General features: G+C 61.0%; 15 protein-coding genes. 6 read left to right on the forward strand and 9 right to left on the reverse strand.

Features of this window, described 5'->3' with window-relative positions; genetic code table 11:
• Positions 1 to 18: 18 nt before the first annotated feature.
• The 6 genes from EF888_RS19810 to EF888_RS19835 all read right to left on the reverse strand — a co-directional run bounded on the left by EF888_RS19810 (position 19) and on the right by EF888_RS19835 (position 5,314).
• Positions 19 to 1,437, reverse strand: coding sequence for a sensor histidine kinase (locus EF888_RS19810; protein WP_109760414.1), 1,419 nt, complete (start codon positions 1,435 to 1,437; stop codon positions 19 to 21).
• Positions 1,430 to 2,101, reverse strand: a complete 672-nt coding sequence (locus EF888_RS19815; protein WP_109760499.1) for a winged helix-turn-helix domain-containing protein — start codon at positions 2,099 to 2,101, stop codon at positions 1,430 to 1,432. Before EF888_RS19815 ends, EF888_RS19810 begins: the two co-directional genes overlap by 8 nt.
• 73 nt (positions 2,102 to 2,174) lie before the next feature.
• Positions 2,175 to 3,557 (reverse strand): ArnT family glycosyltransferase, encoded by a 1,383-nt coding sequence (locus tag EF888_RS19820; RefSeq protein WP_109760413.1) that lies wholly within the window; start codon positions 3,555 to 3,557, stop codon positions 2,175 to 2,177.
• Entirely contained in the window at positions 3,554 to 3,859 is a 306-nt protein-coding gene (locus EF888_RS19825) for a lipid-A-disaccharide synthase N-terminal domain-containing protein (protein WP_109760412.1), read from the reverse strand. The genes EF888_RS19820 and EF888_RS19825 overlap by 4 nt, the downstream gene beginning before the upstream one ends.
• 23 nt (positions 3,860 to 3,882) lie before the next feature.
• Entirely contained in the window at positions 3,883 to 4,629 is a 747-nt protein-coding gene (locus EF888_RS19830) for a glycosyltransferase family 2 protein (protein ID WP_241239748.1), read from the reverse strand.
• A 4-nt stretch (positions 4,630 to 4,633) separates the two neighbouring features.
• Complete coding sequence (locus EF888_RS19835) at positions 4,634 to 5,314, reverse strand: phosphatase PAP2 family protein (protein WP_109760410.1); 681 nt, start codon at positions 5,312 to 5,314, stop codon at positions 4,634 to 4,636.
• 290 nt (positions 5,315 to 5,604) lie between these two features.
• On the opposite strand from EF888_RS19835, the gene EF888_RS19840 reads away from it, so the two are divergent.
• Entirely contained in the window at positions 5,605 to 7,191 is a 1,587-nt protein-coding gene (locus EF888_RS19840; protein ID WP_109760409.1) for an ArnT family glycosyltransferase, read from the forward strand.
• Between the two features lie 38 nt (positions 7,192 to 7,229).
• Here EF888_RS19840 and EF888_RS19845 read toward each other — a convergent pair whose 3' ends face one another.
• Together EF888_RS19845 and EF888_RS19850 are read right to left on the reverse strand one after the other, a co-directional pair.
• The gene (locus tag EF888_RS19845; RefSeq protein ID WP_109760408.1) at positions 7,230 to 7,577 is read right to left on the reverse strand and encodes a hypothetical protein; all 348 of its coding nucleotides are present in this window, start codon (positions 7,575 to 7,577) and stop codon (positions 7,230 to 7,232) included.
• The gene (locus tag EF888_RS19850) at positions 7,574 to 8,518 is read right to left on the reverse strand and encodes a DnaJ C-terminal domain-containing protein (RefSeq protein ID WP_109760407.1); all 945 of its coding nucleotides are present in this window, start codon (positions 8,516 to 8,518) and stop codon (positions 7,574 to 7,576) included. The genes EF888_RS19845 and EF888_RS19850 overlap by 4 nt, the downstream gene beginning before the upstream one ends.
• Before the next feature lie 635 nt (positions 8,519 to 9,153).
• Here EF888_RS19850 and EF888_RS19855 point away from each other — a divergent pair.
• From EF888_RS19855 to EF888_RS21990, 5 genes are all read left to right on the forward strand, one after another.
• A complete protein-coding gene (locus tag EF888_RS19855) occupies positions 9,154 to 9,915 on the forward strand; it encodes an SDR family NAD(P)-dependent oxidoreductase (RefSeq protein WP_206508375.1) in 762 nt (253 codons plus the stop codon).
• A 257-nt stretch (positions 9,916 to 10,172) separates the two neighbouring features.
• A complete protein-coding gene (locus EF888_RS19860; RefSeq protein WP_109760405.1) occupies positions 10,173 to 11,363 on the forward strand; it encodes a tyrosine-type recombinase/integrase in 1,191 nt (396 codons plus the stop codon).
• 26 nt (positions 11,364 to 11,389) lie between these two features.
• A complete protein-coding gene (locus EF888_RS19865) occupies positions 11,390 to 11,983 on the forward strand; it encodes a hypothetical protein (protein WP_206508376.1) in 594 nt (197 codons plus the stop codon).
• 69 nt (positions 11,984 to 12,052) lie between these two features.
• On the forward strand, positions 12,053 to 12,238 hold the full coding sequence (locus tag EF888_RS19870; RefSeq protein ID WP_109760404.1) for a helix-turn-helix transcriptional regulator: 186 nt from the start codon (positions 12,053 to 12,055) through the stop codon (positions 12,236 to 12,238).
• Between the two features lie 108 nt (positions 12,239 to 12,346).
• Positions 12,347 to 12,520 (forward strand): hypothetical protein, encoded by a 174-nt coding sequence (locus EF888_RS21990; protein WP_164721764.1) that lies wholly within the window; start codon positions 12,347 to 12,349, stop codon positions 12,518 to 12,520.
• Positions 12,521 to 13,450: 930 nt separating this feature from the next.
• On the opposite strand, the gene EF888_RS19875 is transcribed toward EF888_RS21990, so the two are convergent.
• Complete coding sequence (locus tag EF888_RS19875) at positions 13,451 to 17,146, reverse strand: ATP-dependent DNA helicase (RefSeq protein ID WP_109760403.1); 3,696 nt, start codon at positions 17,144 to 17,146, stop codon at positions 13,451 to 13,453.
• Positions 17,147 to 17,313: the final 167 nt, after the last annotated feature.

The following is a 17,313-nucleotide window of genomic DNA, read 5'->3' on the forward strand; positions in this document are numbered from 1 at the left end:
CGGAGATGTCCCGACGATCTAGCGCGCGACGCGGCCCTCGAACAAGGCGGCTTCGTTCACGCTCGAACTGAAGAGTCCGGACACAAGTACGCATAGACCGGGATCGAGATTGTTCAGGGTGACGGTCGCTCCATGGCCGATGGCAATTGCCCTCACCATGGCGAGACCCAAGCCATTTCCGGGAATATGACGTGACGGGTCCTCCCGCGAGAAACGGTCGTAGGCGTGAGGGAGAAACCCTTCCGCCATGCCGGGCCCGCTGTCGCGCACCGTGAAATCGACCTGCCGACCCCTGGACGTCGCCGACACCGCGACCCTCGCGCCGCGCGGGCAATACTTGATGGCGTTCTCGACGAGGTTCCCAAGCATTTGCAGCAGCAGGTTGCGATTGCCGAGGACGGCGACGTCAGGGCCGGGAGACGAGACGTCGAACGTCATGCCGGCAATCACCGCCGCCTCTTCGTAGAGATCGCGCAGGTCGTCCAGCATCGGACCGACTGGCACGGCGGCGAGGTCGAAGGCGGACTGGCCGTGCTCCAGGTCGGCGATCGTGAGAAGTGCGTTGAAGGTCCTTTCGATCTGGTCGATCGCAGCCAACCCCGCGGCCTTGTCGTCTTCAAACCGCGAGGTCGGGGCAAGACGCTCCAGTCTCTGCCGAAGTCGCTGGAGCGGCGAACGCAGGTCGTGCGCCACATCCACGGTGATTTGGCGTTGCGCGGTCACGAGCGACTCGATCTGCCCAAGCGCGTGATCGATCCTCGTCTCGACCTGCCCCAGATCGTCGAAAGCAGGATCCTTCGCCGCGATCCGGGCAGACAGATCGCCCGACGACGCACGTCCCAGAACGTCGGAGATTATGGCGACGCGATCCTCCGTCAGACGGCCTATGCGGCTTCCCAGCAAGAGGCCGAGCGCAAGAAGCGAGACGAAACCGAACACAAGCGCGGCGACGAGCGCCTCGAGAAGTTCGAAGATCACCTCATCGCTGATGCCCTGGATCAGTGTCCAGGGCCCGATCCGGTCGATCTGAACCCAGTATCCATCCACCTCCCCCGACGGGTCCGGCGGCAAGCCGAGTTCCCTTAGAGAGACATGCGTGCTCGACCTGACATCGGGCACCGACTCCAGTTTCCCGGAGATCGCGTTGCCTGCTTCATCGAATAGCCCGAAGATCCGCATGCGGGCGGCGCTCAGTCGCGACAGTGCTTCGACACTTGCGCGGAGGCTGTCCAAGTCGCCTTCGTCGAACACCACCTGAAGCGATGCGGCATCGTCGCGCATCAAGTCCTTCGCCCAGTCCCGCATCTCGTAGCGAGACACGAAATACGCGAGAAGGAAAATGACGAGAACGAGCCCCGTGTAGAGAAGCGAATACTGGACGGAGAGCCGCCGACTGGTACGACGCAGCCAGAGGCTGCGCATCTTCCGGTCAACCATGGATACGATATCCGGATCCGCGCACGGTATGGATTAGCGGCCTGTCGAAGGGCTTGTCGACCTTGTCGCGCAGGCGGCTGATCTGTGTTTCTACGACGTTCGTACGGGGATCGAAATTGATGTCCCAGACCGACTCGAGCAGCATCGTGCGAGTCACGACGCGGTCCGCGTTCCGCATCAGGTAGCAGAGCAGCCGATACTCCCGTGGCTGCAAACGGATCTCGGTACCTGCCCGTGTGACCTTCTGAATCAGCAGATCGACGATCAGGTCCGACGTGCGCAACTCGGTCTCTTCCGTCGCAAGCGCAGGCCGTCTGGCCAATGCCTGAACACGAGCCGAAAGCTCTGCGAAGGCGAAGGGCTTGGAGAGGTAATCGTCTCCGCCGCCCTGAAGGCCGTCGACCCGATCCCGTATCGCGGTCAACGCGCTGAGAAAAATGACCGGGGTCCGGTTTCCGGCGTCGCGAAGCGCCTTGACCAGAGACAGCCCGTCGAGCTTCGGGATCATGCGATCGACGATGAGAATGTCGTAGTCGTCGTCGAGCGCCGCGAGGAAGCCGTCTGATCCATTCGCCGCGTGCCGGACCGAGTGGCCCTCCTCGTGGAAACCGGACGTCACATAGGCCGCGGTTTCTGCATCGTCTTCGATGAGGAGGATGTTCATGCTCTCGAGTTCCAAGCCGACTTCCTCCTTTCTTATGATGCGCTGATGGGAATGGCGACGGAGTTGCGCCGTCTCAGGGGCAGCTCGACGGCAGGTGGTAGAGGTAGAGGTGACGCCCGGAGTAGGCGCCGCGATCGGGCGCGATGGACGCTTCCGGAGCGATAGACACGCCGTCGCACTCGTACGACGCCGCGTAGGTGACCAGAGCAACTGCGGTGGTCTCAGACCGGGGTGCGGCCATGTCGTACCAATGGCGAGGGGCTCCCGAATGGGTCCGTGCCAGGATCTGGGCCCCACTGTTGTCGCGGGCGGCGTAGGTCAGGTCGGCAAGGATCTCGCGCTCGTCCGATGCGATTGGCCGCCCCCGTGCGATGGCAAGGATGTTACCCATGACGGCGCTTCGACCCGTGTAGCGGTCGGTGAGTTTCGGCGCGAGCCCGGGACTGACGATAAGCACCGTCACGGCGAGTATCAGAACCAGATTGACCCCAAGCCCGGCAAGAAGGGTCTTCGTCTGGCCCGTGCGCGACAGCCGAAGCCCGACCAGAGCCGCAGCGGCGGGGTAGGCCGCGAAGGCCCAGTTGGCATTGGCCTTCGCGGTCAAAGCCTGGAAGGCAACGAGGACAAGGATAGGAACAGAGGCGACCAGAAGATAAGTCTCGATCCGGCTGTGCGAACGCCTGACTGCGCCGAGCCAGAGAACCGCGAACACAGGTCCGATGACGAAAGCCTGGGAGGCGAGAAACTCCAGAAGACCGCCTATGTCCATTGCAAGGCCGCTGCCCAAGCGGGCATTGTCAGCGGTGTGCGACAGGGTGACCAATCCGTTCTGCACGTTCCAGAGAAGGTTCGGCGCGATCGTGATCAGGAATGCGAGCAAGGCTGCGCCGAGGGCGCGCGGCACGGGCCGCAATCCGGGCCAGAAGGCGGCGATGGCCACCGTAAGCCAGAAGTACGCCCCGGCGTATTTTGCAAGCACGGCGATCCCCGCCAGCGCCCCGGCGAGCGCTCCGAATTGCCATTTGCGCGTCTCGAGGGCCCGCCACCAACTCCAGAGGGCAGCGGCGAGGAACGGGGCCATGATCGTGTCGGTCGAGATCATCCACGAACCGATGACCAGCACTGGCATGGCCAGGTAGACCGCGGCGACCCATAGCGCGGCGGGGCGATGGATCCGCCCCATCCATTCCGCGAGGATCAAGGCTGTGGCCCCGTGGAACAGAGGCGCCGCCACGCGGACCCAGAACGTGGAGTCGCTTCCCGCCAACGACGTGGTCGACCCGATAACCCAGGCGATGAGCGGCGGCTTCGAGAAATAGCCCCAGGCAAAGCCCCGTCCCCAGGCCCAGTACTGTGCCTCGTCATAAAACAGGTCGGTCGGCGTCAGGGCGAGGACGGCCAACCGGAGCGCGGTGACGACACCGACAAGCAGGAAAAGTCCCGCGCGATCGTTCATCCCGTAACGACGGACTCGTGCCGGATCAGCCAGAGATTCCGCGCGTAGATGAAGACACCCATGCTTTGACCGAGGATGAATACCGGGTCGGCGCGATAGATGGCATAGGTGAGGAGAACGAAACCGCCGCAGATCGAGAACCACCAGAACGCGATCGGTATTGTCGATCGACCGGCACGTTCGGATGCGATCCACTGGACGATGAACCGGGCCGTGAAGAGAAGCTGCCCGGCCAGGCCAATAGCCACCCAGGTCAACTCGGTAGCCGAGGTGACTCCCAGAAAGTCGTAAATGGCGGACATTTCGTGGCCTTCCTATCTCGCGCTCACTGAACGTTACTAAGTTTTGCCGGCGCCTTCTGAAGTTCGCGCGCATGCGTCGTTTTTTTACGTCGGATCAACCACATGACGCCAACCAGATCGACGACGCCGACGAGCGCGCGCTGCAGGTTGGTGTATTTCGAAACACCCCCCTGCCGGGCGGCGTGGGCGACATCCACATGCACGACCACCAAGCCCGACCGCACCACGAGGGCGGGTAGGAAACGGTGCATGTGGTCGAAATAGGGGAGTGACAGAAACACCTCTCGCGGAAAGACCTTCAGCCCGCAGCCCGTATCTCGCGTTCCATCCTTGAGAGCAGCGCCCCGAATGAAGTTGGCGGCGCGCGATGCCCACAGCTTTGCCCGACGGTCCTGCCGCTTGATGCGCTGGCCGGCGACCAAACCCAGTTCGACCTTGCCCTTGTTTTCCGACCATGCAGCAAGCAGCTTCGGAATTTCCTCGGGTGGGTTCTGCCCGTCGGCATCGAGCGTGACGATGAGTTCGCTGCGAGCGGCGACGACGCCAGTGTGAATGGCCGCCGACTGACCGGCGCGCACATCATGCTGGATGACCCGCCAATGCGATGGACCGGCGAGAACCTGCGCTGCCGTGCCGTCATCCGATCCGTCGTCCACGACGATGATGTCGAAGCTCCGCCCAGCGAGCGCGGCATCGATCCGGCGCAACAGGTCGCCGATGACCTGTTCTTCATTGAGGGCGGGAATGACGATCGTGAATTCCCGGGGCAAGCCTCTATTCTGCAGCAAGTGTCACCTCCGCCGTCGCGCGTCTGCGATACTTAAGCATGACCAATGCAATTCCCGTCACGATGAGGACAGCGAAAACGACATCGGACAAGAAATGACGTCCCGCCGCGATACGCAACGCCGAGCCGACAATGGGAATGGCAACGGCACAGGCACGAATGGTCCGGCGCAGCCAAGGACTGGATATAGGCGCCGACAAGAGCCAGATCGCCACCGCGGCGGCAGCCGCCCCGGACGCCTCGCCCGAGACGAACGAGCAGTTCCACTCGCATTGGTCTGTTGGCCAAAGGGCCGAAGTGAAATCGGTCGCGCCTCCGAACTCGGTGATGGACGCAGGCCTCGCTCGTCCCCAATAGCTCTTGAGAACGAGGTTCGCGGCTATGCCAGGGCCGAGGATGTAGACGGCGACGACGATGTTCCAGATACGGTAGGTCGAGCCCAGGAAACTGCCGCGCACAATCGCGACGAGGGCCCCCACAAGCGCAAACAGCGCTACACAGATTGACGCCGTCCAGATCGACTGTCTCACCGCTTCCAGAACATTTGATCCGGTGCCGGAAAAGCCGCCGTTTCTGTAAAACAGCGATGAAAACGCGATGTCCACCTGGGGCACAAGTGTGAAGACCACACAGGACGCCACAAGCGCCATGAACCACAGGCGAGTCATATGTTGTTGCGAGCCTTCATATGCGTAGAATATACGGCCGGCCCCTCGCTCTGCGCAATGGTCGTAGTGTCCGCAAGGCCGAGGGTAATATCCGGACAGGCCAGACCGTTGGTGTTGGAAGTCCGTGTCACTCGCCACCCCGAATCCGTTCCAGCCGCAGTGAAGCGGCTACTTCAAAGTCGGACCTAAGGAGGTAAGATTGAACTCAGTTTGCCGAAATATTACGATTTTGCAATGTCGCGAATTTTCGATTGTTGCAGCTCAGACGGGCTGCGTAGGGACGCGGCACCATGCTTCTCGCACAAGACCTCGATAAGCGAACCGAACGCGCCACGGACCTGTGGCAGGTTTGGTGCCTTGCTGGACTTCTGGCGGTAGTTTTCGTCGGTGGCGTTCTCCTGCGGCCCGCGCTTCCGATCGACGAAACCCGGTATCTTTCGGTTGCGTGGGAGATGCACCTCTCGGGCGATTACTTCGTCCCGACGAAGAACGGAGAGACCTACGCGCACAAGCCTCCGTTGCTCTTCTGGCTGATTAACGCAGTCTGGTCGGTGACCGGGGTGTCGGAAGTTGCAGCGCGACTTGTCGGACCCGCGTTCGCCATCCTCAATCTTCCGCTGACCTTCGTTCTTGCGCGCCGCCTGTATCCGGACCGGCCCGATATTGCCCCCGCCGCAGCCGCCGTGCTGACCTCGCTGCTCTTCTATGGGCTTTACGCCGGCCTCACGATGTTCGACGCGATGCTGACGGCGATGACACTTCTGTTCCTTAGCGGCGCATGGGCAGCCCTGCGCGAGGACCGGCGCATGGGTTGGCTGGTCTGCGGTCTGGCCCTCGGGCTCGGTATACTCGCGAAGGGTCCGGTCATACTTCTCCACACGTTGCCGGTCTTGCTGTTTTCGGGCGCGTGGCGGGCATCAAACGTAAAGCTGTCCTCGGTGCTCAAGGGAACGCTGTCCGCTCTGGGGATCGGCGCGGTCATCGCTGCCGCCTGGCTTCTGCCCGCTCTCGTGCTTGGCGGCGATGCCTATCGCGACGAACTGCTCTGGACCCAGACGGCTGGACGAGTGGCGAACGCCTTCGACCACGCCCGCCCGGCTTGGTTCTTCCTGGCGCTGCTGCCGATCTATCTTCTGCCATGGTCCCTGAACCTCGACGCATGGCGCGCGATGGGGCGAATTGAACTCGCACATCCGGCTGTACGGATGCTGGTCCTTCACGTCGCCGGAGCACTTCTGCTCTTCAGTTTGATCGCAAGCAAGCAGGTGCATTACCTTCTTCCTGAACTGCCTGCGTTGTCGATCCTGCTCGCGAGCGTCCTGCAGACCCGAAGGCTTCGGGTCAGAAGCAACCTCGCCGTCATCGGCTCTGGCTTGGCAGCATCAGGAGTTGCCATCGGCCTGTTCGTAAACGGGGACCAATGGACCTCAATCTGGATTACGGACAGCACTCTTGCCGGTGCGGCGCTTCTGCTTGGATACGCGGCGCTCACGGTGATCTTTCTTGGCCGAAGGACGCTGTTCGGCATCACCCTGTGGACACTGTCGACGTTCGCCGTTCTGAATGCCTGGATTGGGGCCAGTGCCCTTGGACGTAACAACGATATTCAGGAATTCACTAGACACTTCGCGGGCCGAGATGGCCAGGACATTGCCTACCTCGGAAAGCCCTACAACGCCGAGTTCAACTTCATAGGGCGCCTCACCTCTCCCATCTACGACGCGTCCTCGCTCCATGACGTCAAGGTTTGGGCGACCAGGCATCCCCGTGGTTTGATCGTGGCACCGGTAGGGACTCTCCCTGACGCGCCCTCGGTCACGGTCACATACGGCAGACGCAGCTTCGGAATTTGGAACGCCGAGGTCGCGGTCGACTAAAGAAGGTCCGGGCGTGGATCACGAACACGGGTCCGGCATCATCTGACGAACCGCACGATTGCCGAACCGATCCGGGCACGGACGTCTGGTGTTTCGGCATCCACGGCACGAGCAATGGCCAGAAGGTCGCGGCGTGTGGCATGAAGTTGATCGATGAGCGTGATCACGACGCCAAGCGCCGCGTCGTCGAGCTCAAGACCTTCTGTCAGATCGAAAATCAGGTGCAGGCGGGCGCAATCAACCCGGCGAAAGACATGGACGGGGGCACCCGCATCCTCTCGGCGCAGCGGTGTGATCAACTCGGACTCGACGAAGGCTGCAAGACGGGTGTGCGTCAGACCCGGGACAGCGGCAAGCACCTCGTCCGCAGTCAGGTGTTCGGTCATGGTGCGGCCTCGCTGAGCAGATCGACACGCGGGTCGTGGGAATGGGTCTTGCGCCATTCGGTCAGGAAATCCCGCAAGGCTTCGTCGATCTCCGGGGGTGTCACGATATTGAGTTCCACAAGCTGATCCCCGGCGGTCTTTCCCCCTGGATGTGATACGCCGCGCCCACGTAGGCGCAGAACCCGGCCGGAACTCGCACCTTTCGGGATCGTCAGATTTACGGGCCCCTTGACGGTCGGCGCGGTGACTTTTGCCCCGAGTATGGCCTCGTCGATCGTGATGGGCAGGGTGAGAAGTATATCGTCACCCTCGCGCCTGAAAACGGGATGCGGGCGGACCGACAGGGTTATCAGGGCATCGCCCGGCGCACCGTCCCCAAAGCCCGACCCCCCCTTTCCGCGCAGGCGCAGTGTCTGGCCGTCGTGCGCCCCCTCGGGGATCTTCACCGCGACACTGCCTCCTTCCGGAAGGGTGAGACGCATTTCGCCTCCACGAACGGCGTCGAGAAAGGGAACTTCTAGCGCATATCGAAAATCAGGGCCGGGCGCGGAAAACCCGCGACCGTTGAAGTCGCCGCCGCCCTGGCGTGTTCGCTGCCGCAGGATTTCCGCAAAGATGTCTGCAGGATCGACGTTGCGCTCGAAACCGCGTCGTTGCTGGTAGGGGTTGTCTCCGGCATCGGCAAAATCGCGGTAGTATTGGCGCTGCGGCCGTTCAGCGCCCGCCCCATCGATCTCGCCCGCGTCGAAACGGGCACGGGTGACGGGATCCTTCAGCAGATCATAGGCGGTGGCGATGGCCTTGAACCGCGCTTCCGCCCCGGCGTCGTCGGGATGCAGGTCGGGATGGCTGGTGCGCACCAGCTTGCGGTACGCCTTCTTGATGTCATCCGCAGTGGCGGATTTGGTCAGGCCAAGCGTCTCGTAGGGATCGACAGTCATCCGTCAGCCTTCCCTTTCCGGCAGGACTTCCATTCGCCTGCTTCACATGGGGTGCTGGTGCGCGCCTTGATACAGATCAGCATGTGACGAAAACCAAGCTTGTAGAATTCCGCGATCATCCGTCTGCCGTCCCGCCCGGACCGTTCGCGGGTTTCCGGGGGTCCGATGGACATGCCGGAACACCACACTGCGTCCGACTTTTCGACCAAGGTCGTTGACGCATCCGACGAGGCCTGTGAGCGGCGGTTGCCAGCGGTGCGTCCGCAACCCGCAGCATCCCGCTCCCGACCATCGCGGCACCTCCGGGTCTGAGCCCTCGGCGACATTACTGCCGGGGTGGCAGGTCGCCGCGCCGCAGGCCATGGTGCGGCAGGCGAACCTGGACGCAGCCCAGACTGCGACCGACGGACGACAAGAACTTCGACCGCCTGCACCAACCTGAGGCAGTGCGCGGCCCTGATTGATGATCCATATTCAGTCATGACCCTGCGGTGGAACACGTCCCGTTGCCGCCGCCGGGGAACGACCCGTCCCACCCGATGCAACTGTCCCCTTCGTCCCAAGCACCGGGTGGGCGGCCCGACTATCCGTTGTGCAGCAGGAATTACCGTAAAGGAAAGACGATGACCCAATCCATGACCGGAAAGATCGCCCTCGTGACCGGCGCCGCGGGTGCGCTCGGATTGGCGTCCGCCAGACTGCTTGCAGCCCGGGGGGCGACTATTGCCGCTACCGACGTGGCAGGTGCGGACTTCGGTCCGCTGCGCGCTGCGGTCCCGGATGCCGCGCGCCTTCTGGTGCTGGAGGCGGACGTGACCGACGAGGCAGCCTTCAGCGCCGCCGTCGCTGCGACCGTCGAAAACTTCGGCACCATCGACATCTTCTTCAACAATGCAGGGATCGAGGGCCCGGTCGCCCCAATCCCGGACTTCCCGACGGACGCCTTCCGGAAAGTGATGGAGGTCAACGTGATCGGCATCTTCCTTGGAATGAAGCTTGTCATACCGGTCATGGCCAGGGCTGGGCACGGCAGCATCATCAATTCCTCCAGCGTGGCCGGTCTGACCGGATCGGCGGGCCTGAGCGCCTATGTGGCCAGCAAGCATGCCGTGTTGGGCCTGACGAGAGCGGCGGCAGTGGAATGGGGTCCCAAGGGCATTCGCGTGAACTGCATCAACCCCGGCCCTATCGACAGCCGAATGATGAAGTCGATCGAGGAAGGCGCCAGACCCGGAGCGGCAGCAGCCGCCCATGACGCATTCGCGGCGACAATCCCGATGCGGCGCTATGGCACCCCCGACGAGGTGGCTGGTGTCGTGGCCTTCCTTGCGTCCGACGACGCGGCCTATGTCAACGGAGCCGCCTATACGGTGGACGGCGGGATGACCGCTGCGTGAGCTCTCGCGCTAACCGCCTGACCCGCGTCCATCTGCCTTACAGCATTGACAACGTTTAGGCTTCGAATGCGCAATTGCGCAGAAAGCTTATGTAAATTGGCGCGCTGGGGAGGCGCCATAGCAGGGGCCACCAAATACCGTAGATGTCCGCCTAATATCAAACGATGTTTTGATACCTTGACGATTTTCGACCTAGACGTTCTTGTAGGTTCCGACATGTTCCCCCATTTTTAGGGGGGACTAAAGGAGGAACGCCGTTGTCTCGCTCAAAGGCTCTGACTGCAGCCTTCGTCGGTTCGGTGAAGGAACCAGGCAAGTATCACGATGGAAAAGGCACAGGCCTGTTCCTGTTGGTCAAACCAAACGGCAGCCGGTTCTGGGTGCAGCGCGTCACCGTTCGCCGCAAGCGGCGTGAACTTGGCCTAGGCAGTCCGCCGGTCGTCACGCTCGCCGAAGCACGGGAGCAGGCGCTGGAGAACAAGAGGTTAGTGCGGGGCGGCGGGGACCCACTAGCCGAGAAGCGTCGCGTCAAGGCAGCGTTGACCTTTCGGGAGGCAGCAAAAAAGACCCACGAAGAGCTGTCTCCAACTTGGAAAAACCCGAAAGACCGCGCTGCCTTTCTGTCTTCTCTCGAGACTTACATCTGGCCCAGATTCGGCGATGTCTCGCTGCCGGATGTGACTAGCGCAGAAGTTCGTCAGGCGATCCTTGGTGCACGAGAAAGGGCACCGGGGGTCGCCAAGAAACTGATCTACCGGGTCTCGTCGGTGTTCAAGTGGGGGATCGCCGAAGGCGTGTGCAAGGACAACCCGGCAACGACACAAGCGCTCGCCCTGCCCCGTGAGACGCGCGAGCCGCAGCATCGCAAGTCGCTCCACTACTCGGAAGTCGCTGACTGCATCGAGGCCATACACGCCTCGCGTGCATGGACGGCGACAAAGATGGCAATCGAGTTCCTGATCCTGACCGCGAGCCGATCTGGAGAGGTTCGCTTGGCCCATTGGGAAGAGATCGATTTCGAGACGAAGACCTGGACCGTGCCAGCGTCAAGGGCGAAGCAGAAGCGTCCGCATCGCGTCCCACTTTCAGAACGAGCGCTGGAAATTCTCGATGAAGCGATATCTCTGCAGGATGGCCCCGGTCTCGTGTTTCCCAGCGTCCGCGGAAAGGCGCTGTCAGACATGACACTTTCCAAGTTGGTCAAAGAACTGGGTTTCAATGCCGACATACACGGCTTCAGAACGTCTTTCCGTACTTGGGGCCAAGAGCGCACGAATTTTCCGCGCGAAGTACAGGAGGCCGCCCTTGGACACAAGATGGGCGACGCAGCGGAGCAGGCTTATGCACGAAGTGATCTCTTCCAGAAGCGTCGAGCAATGATGAGTAGCTGGGATCACTTTCTGAGCGGGAAAGAAGGTGCGGTAATTGTGCCGTTGCAGAGCTACTAATGTCTCACAAAAAAGATTACGGTAGGTTGAAAAATGCTATCTTGAAGCATCTCCCGCGTTGCGGTGATCCAGAGTATCGCGCTTGGCAGATTTCTGCGATGGGCCTCGGTAGCAGCGCATTCTTGCTTGGGCATCAGCGTGACGTCGCAAGTCTGGAAAGCCTTCGAAGGCATCTGCAAGGTGCGATATCGTGCCTCGAGGATATGCAAGAGGAGACAAGAACTACGATCTATCGTTCAATCGAATTCGAGTTTCCGGGACAAGGACATCAAGATTTTAAAGATGCCGAGGACTTTGTTCAAATATCATTAGTGAAGATTCGAGACACAGCGACTGGCTTGCTAAAGTATGCCCGTCGATATCGGATCCCAGATGCTAAAGAGCGGCGGAACTGGGAAGCGGCTGCCGTGGCGCACATTTGCCGGAATATCTGGGAATCCGAGACGGGCAAAAAGGCGCCGACCTCGCAGCGCTTCCACGGCCCAGGACCTTTCGGTCGCTTTCTCGAAGAGGTCCTTGAGGCGCTTGAGTTCCGCGATGGTGACGGAAACACACTCAGGGCAGCGACCGCGCTCCGTTCTCTCAGCTCAGTACCCAACAAGGACCAGATTGAACGCTAGCTGCTGACCAATCCACGGTGCTTTTCTGTTGAGGTCCCTGCAGTTCCGATAACTGCAAGGAAGGGCTCGATGTCAGAGAAGTTACTTCGTCGCGGCGAAGTTGAAACCCGCACCGGGCTTTCACGTTCGACAATCTACGCGTGGATGAAGCAGGGGGAGTTCCCCCAGCCGCTAAAGCTCGGCGCTCGAGCCGTCAGATGGCGCTCGGGTGATATCTCTGCGTGGCTCGAAAGCCGCGCGGAGCAGGCAACTTAGCTAATGTCCAGGGGAATCCAGACCAGGGATGGAGCACGAAAAGGGAGAACACGTAGCCGCTCCACGATGTCTCGACGCGCCAAACCACGACTCAAGGCGGTCGCAAGAATGGTTGGTTATTCACTGACGCTACAGGACGAGTGGGCAATGTGGAGCCTGGCGGCTGTCCTCTACCTGCGACTATCGCCAGAGGAGCGCGCCTTTCTCGCGAAGGCCGTTCTCTGGTCGATGACTGATGAACAGTATCAGCGCTTGCTCCAGCGCATGGGGGCGAGCCAGTGACTGGACGCCCACTCGACCTGCTTCTCTATCACATGCGCGCAACTGCCAAGGAGCCGGGGAACGAATGGGCAAAGGGATTTGCTCGTTCTGTTCTAAAGCAGGCGAAGAACCCGGCATGGCACCCCAGTAATAAGCAGCGATCGACTATGGAGCACCTTGTCGATGAGCTGGTCGGGTCCGAGCCACAAGATGACATTCAGTTGATTGAGGAGAACTGAAAAAGAGTGACCCCGCACTCTTAGCACGGGGTCGATCTGGTGGACGGTTTGCAAGACGGTGGCACCAGATCGGAAAGGCATACCACGGGGCGGGACCACATGCCACGGGCAGTCCGAAAGGTAGAAGCCCGGTTCCCGGCGCAGCGTTCAGGCGTCGCAAGTAGCTACCGACTAGCTGGCGAGGACGCACGACCAGTTGGGCCTGAAGCGACGGGGCGGCTCCGGCCGACAGGACTGCTGAGGGCATGGGGACGGTCCGGGCAAGATGCCGGGGCTGGTCGTCCTATGCCTTTTGCTCGGGAGCTCACCTGCCGACAGAAAGCGAGAGTGTTATGCCGCTAAGATCGCGCTAGGCTCGAATGGACACCTATGCAGAGCATTCGGATATCAGCTCTCCCTCGCTTGCTGGTGAGTGGCGGACGTCGGTCCACGAGTTTGTAACTGCGAATTCCTTCTGCCGTTAGCGGTCGCACCAAACATGCGGCAATGTCTGGATCGGGGACCTTCCTGCTATTCGCCGTACGTGCTCGATTTCTGTCGCCGCCGCCAAGACTTTCGGGAAGAAGGGGCGGAGAGCAGTCGTTCGATGCGGCAGTCGTGAATGGCTATTTCCGGGTGAACTGCAGACAGGCGTCAATGCTCAGCCAAGCGCCGAGAACAAACGCCCCGTTTCGAGATCGGACAATCACTCGACTACCGAACCTGTGAGTAATTAAAGGGTGTAGTGGTGCAGTGACCAGCCCAAGTCGGCCCGCCCGGCGAGATTGCCCGCGGTGATGTCGCGGACAACTTTCGCGAGTTGATCGGCGCGGACGCCGGACAGATCGTCGGTTGTCAGCAGCGCCGCTTCATACCCGGCGGCGGCATAGGCACGCCGTCGCTCGCGCCAGTCGCGGGCATAATCCTGTCGGTCGAGCATGCCAAGGTGCTCCCAAAAGTAAGTCCGACCACCCGACTGGACGACGAAGTCGGGATGCACTGTGACGGTCCGCTCCCCGAACGGCAGGTCGAGCGCTGACTCATAGCTGAAATTCAAGGTGCCCGCGTTGCGTGCGGTGACCAGCGCCTGGTAAATCATGTATTCAATCTTGGAGCGAACCTTGACCCCGTTCTCAGGCTCGAACAGCCTTGCGGCGTCAAATGGGCGTGCGAATACCGAGGAGTTGCGCTGCGCAAGCACCGAGCGATCGCGCGCCACCGCCAACGGGTTAGCGCGTTCTGACTTTTCGACGAGCAGGGTGAGGCGCGTCTTTGACCGTGTCATCGCGGTGTAGATCATTTCGCGTGACAACAGCGCCCGACGGTCGGGCACCACGACCAGCACTTCCTCGAATTCGCTGCCCTGCGCCTTGTGGACGGTCAGGCCATAGGCGAGTTCGAAATCCTCAGGATCAAGCTTGCCCCAGTCGAATCCACACTTGCTCTCGGCAAAGAATGCTTTCCAGCCCTTGCGGCCTCCGCACAACACTCCGACCGATCCGTTCGACAGGCGCAACTCGCGTTGCTTGGTTTTGTCGTTGTAGACATAGTAATTGCGAATGCGGACGATCTTGTCCGAGTGGACGAAGCCGTTCTTTTGCTTCCACTCGTCCTCCTTGGCTTCGGCGCGATATGTGTCCCGCACGAAGTTGCTAAGGCCGAGCGCACCGGTCGGGCCGCCGCGATAGGGCGAAAGCAACTGCACCCGGTCCAGCTCCAGCGCCGCCGCATCGTTCTTGGGGACATGGCCCTTGTCGTAGAGTTTAAGGAGCAGGTTGAATGCTTCCTGCTGCGAGCGGTCGCGGTGATCAGGCACTGCGATGTCAAGCGTGGTGGTCACGAAATCGGCGACGTGGCTCTGCAGTTCTTGGGCACCACTGAAATACCGGACATCGAGATAGTCGCTGACCCTTCCGCCCTCGCGAAGCTTCGCATAGAGCTCGTCATGGTAGCGGCTCTTGCCGACAAAGAGGTGCGCCGCCTCAATCACGGTCGAATCGTGGCGCTGCCTGCAGTTGGCGGTGAGGCGGACGGTGTTGACGGTCTGATAGTCAGGCTCCCCGCGCAAATAGCTAATCACGTCTTGGAATGGCTTACCGCAGCCGATTGGGGGCAACTGATTCTCATCACCGACAAGGATCACGCGTAGCGTGGATGTCGGCTGATGCACTTCGATTGCACGGAACAACAAGGCGACGTGATGGAGATTTACCATCGACATTTCGTCGATGACGAGATTGTCGAATTGCTCGAAGCGCGGCTCTCGTGCCATGGCCATTGAATCAGCGCCATCGCTCAGATAATTACTTAGGCCCGATCGCCAAATCCACCGGTCGATAGTCTCCGCTTCCCATGTCACATCTTCCGGTGCCTCGGCATTGAGGCGCAGCGCCGCCTTGCCCGTGGGTGCAAGCACGATTGTGCGCTCGTTCGCGGCATCGAAGCGCTTGAGCAGCTCGGCGATCGCTTGGCTCTTGCCCGACCCTGGCCGGCCCGTCACGCAGTAGAAGCGCTGCGTCATCGCGCTCGTCATCATCCGCGTGCGTTCGATGCCGAATCCCTCGGCGTCGAACCCGTCGATCTCAGCAGCAAGCGCGGTGGACTCGGTGCTGACATAGCCGGCGATCCAAGAGAGATTGCGCGTTAGTGCCGGCAGCTTGAGCCGTTCGCAAACGAAGCGGGTAACTATTTGTTCGGCATGCCAGGCGCGCTGGAGATAGAAGTAGTGGGTGCCGTCAACATTCTCGATGTGCATCCTCTCGCGGAAATGGGCGAGATGCTCATTCGAGAGGAACTGCGCCTCGTTGACGTTGAGCTTGTCGCGGTAAAAGAGCGGATGGCGTGCGGCATGCTCGACCAACGTGCCGGTCGACACGAAGCTATGACCTTGCGCCTCAGCGGCGGTCAGCGCCTCATACACGAAGGCGCGGAGCCGCTCGGGGCCGGTGACCGTGAGATCGTGGAGATCATCGCGGCGTTCGAGATGGCGATGATCGGGGAACATACCGATGTCGATGACGCCATAGTCGATCGCTGCATCGCTGCGCTGCTCGCGGTCGAGATCCTCGCGTTCGTTGCGCGCATTGCGGGTCGCAGGAACATAGCTTTCGGCGAGCACGTAGGGGTTGGCGGCGATGTCGTCCGGTGACAGCGCGAGGCCGGCGAAAGCGTGCGGGTCGCCGTCCTCGGGAAACAGGATGCGCCCTACCTGACGTGGGGTCAGCGTGAACAGCGTCAGCTTACGGAGCAGCGTCTTGAGGCTCTTGTTGTCGCGATACCCCGCCCGCGCATCGCGCACCGTCGCCTTATGCGCCGACAATGCCCGGGGCAAGGGGTCCTTGGATTCGAGCAGCGAGATCGCTGAATCGAGCAAGTCCTCGCCCTCGCCGAGCGAGTCGCGCAGCGCTGCGGTAAGCGCTGCGCCGCGGCTGCCTTCGACCTGAAATTCGCCTTCCGCCAGGTCGGCGAGGACGTTGAGCACCGATCCGAGACCCGGATAGAGGCCGCGGTCGGTCCAGGCGTCAGCGATATAATTCTCAATCCGGTCGACCATGGCATCGACATCGGCGATGCCGTGTTCCTGTGCTCGCGCCAGTGCGCGCTTGAGCTTGTAGAGCAGCCCGAGCGCGTGGTCGTCATGGACCTGCTCGGAGACATACTTGAAGTTGGGAAGCAGCGCTGGCTCGTCGACCAGCACGCGAATTTCGTCGAGCTTGGCTTCGTCGTCGGGATTCGCAGCGATGTGGGCTAAATAGGCATGATACGGAAGCACGATGCCATCGGCGGCACCTTCATGGCTCAACTGCAACGCCCAATTCTCGACCGGGAAGTTCTTCATCCGCGGATTCGAGCCGCGGATTTCTGCCAACTCATCTGCGTCGAACGGGAATTCGCCGCTCATTGCGAAGTCAGCAAGGCGGGCACACCCTACGAGTGCATATTTGTAATCGTCCGCTGAGACCGGGTTGTCGTAGTTCAGGTAGAAGAAGACCAGTGACCGACCGGGACTGAGCCTTCCGGCAAAGCGTTTGATCCGGGCATCAAGGTCAGGAAAGTAATTGCCGTGCCGGTTCTTCGACGAATGCGTCATCGCGAGGCGGAATGGCCAAGTGTAAACCGAATTTGCGGGAAGCATCTCCTCGATCTGCTTCTCGTCACGATATTGCGGGAACGGATGACGGTGCAAGACTTTCGTCGGCTTCGGCGCGAAAGCGGATGACGTCCAGAAGCAGGGCGGCTGATAGTCGGGCAAGTCGGCGTCGAGCGCCGCGCATGGCCGCTCGCATTCGATCCGCTTTTCCCGCGCAAGTCGCTCTGAAAGAAGCGAATGGCTGCCCGTGCAGTATGTGTTGGCTGCTGGATCATCGCAGACCCGGCCGTCCCAGCCGCGATCATGCCAAGCCATGCGAGCGGTGATATGCCAAGTCATAGCTTCTCCGACAACTTAACCATATGAATTACTAATTGATAAACTTGAATTATCGAAATTTCTACTGATCAAGTGGCACTAGTATCCGTGCGGTGCAACCCATGCCTGAGGTGGAACCTCCCTTTCCTGCGAAACGCTGTGCCACACCATAAACGGCTGCTTCGGGG

Origin of the sequence: Silicimonas algicola (assembly GCF_003970735.1) — a bacterium.
In the GTDB taxonomy this organism is placed as follows: Bacteria; Pseudomonadota; Alphaproteobacteria; order Rhodobacterales; family Rhodobacteraceae; genus Silicimonas; species Silicimonas algicola.

What these genes read in the sequence shown, in the direction of transcription:
- EF888_RS19810 (WP_109760414.1), bottom strand. Translation starts at nt 1,437, where the DNA reads ATGGTTGACCGGAAGATGCGCAGCCTCTGGCTGCGTCGTACCAGTCGG.
- EF888_RS19815 (WP_109760499.1), bottom strand. Translation starts at nt 2,101, where the DNA reads ATGAACATCCTCCTCATCGAAGACGATGCAGAAACCGCGGCCTATGTG.
- EF888_RS19820 (WP_109760413.1), bottom strand. Translation starts at nt 3,557, where the DNA reads ATGAACGATCGCGCGGGACTTTTCCTGCTTGTCGGTGTCGTCACCGCG.
- EF888_RS19825 (WP_109760412.1), bottom strand. Translation starts at nt 3,859, where the DNA reads ATGTCCGCCATTTACGACTTTCTGGGAGTCACCTCGGCTACCGAGTTG.
- EF888_RS19835 (WP_109760410.1), bottom strand. Translation starts at nt 5,314, where the DNA reads ATGACTCGCCTGTGGTTCATGGCGCTTGTGGCGTCCTGTGTGGTCTTC.
- EF888_RS19840 (WP_109760409.1), top strand. Translation starts at nt 5,605, where the DNA reads ATGCTTCTCGCACAAGACCTCGATAAGCGAACCGAACGCGCCACGGAC.
- EF888_RS19845 (WP_109760408.1), bottom strand. Translation starts at nt 7,577, where the DNA reads ATGACCGAACACCTGACTGCGGACGAGGTGCTTGCCGCTGTCCCGGGT.
- EF888_RS19850 (WP_109760407.1), bottom strand. Translation starts at nt 8,518, where the DNA reads ATGACTGTCGATCCCTACGAGACGCTTGGCCTGACCAAATCCGCCACT.
- EF888_RS19855 (WP_206508375.1), top strand. Translation starts at nt 9,154, where the DNA reads ATGACCGGAAAGATCGCCCTCGTGACCGGCGCCGCGGGTGCGCTCGGA.
- EF888_RS19870 (WP_109760404.1), top strand. Translation starts at nt 12,053, where the DNA reads ATGTCAGAGAAGTTACTTCGTCGCGGCGAAGTTGAAACCCGCACCGGG.
- EF888_RS21990 (WP_164721764.1), top strand. Translation starts at nt 12,347, where the DNA reads ATGGTTGGTTATTCACTGACGCTACAGGACGAGTGGGCAATGTGGAGC.
- EF888_RS19875 (WP_109760403.1), bottom strand. Translation starts at nt 17,146, where the DNA reads ATGACTTGGCATATCACCGCTCGCATGGCTTGGCATGATCGCGGCTGG.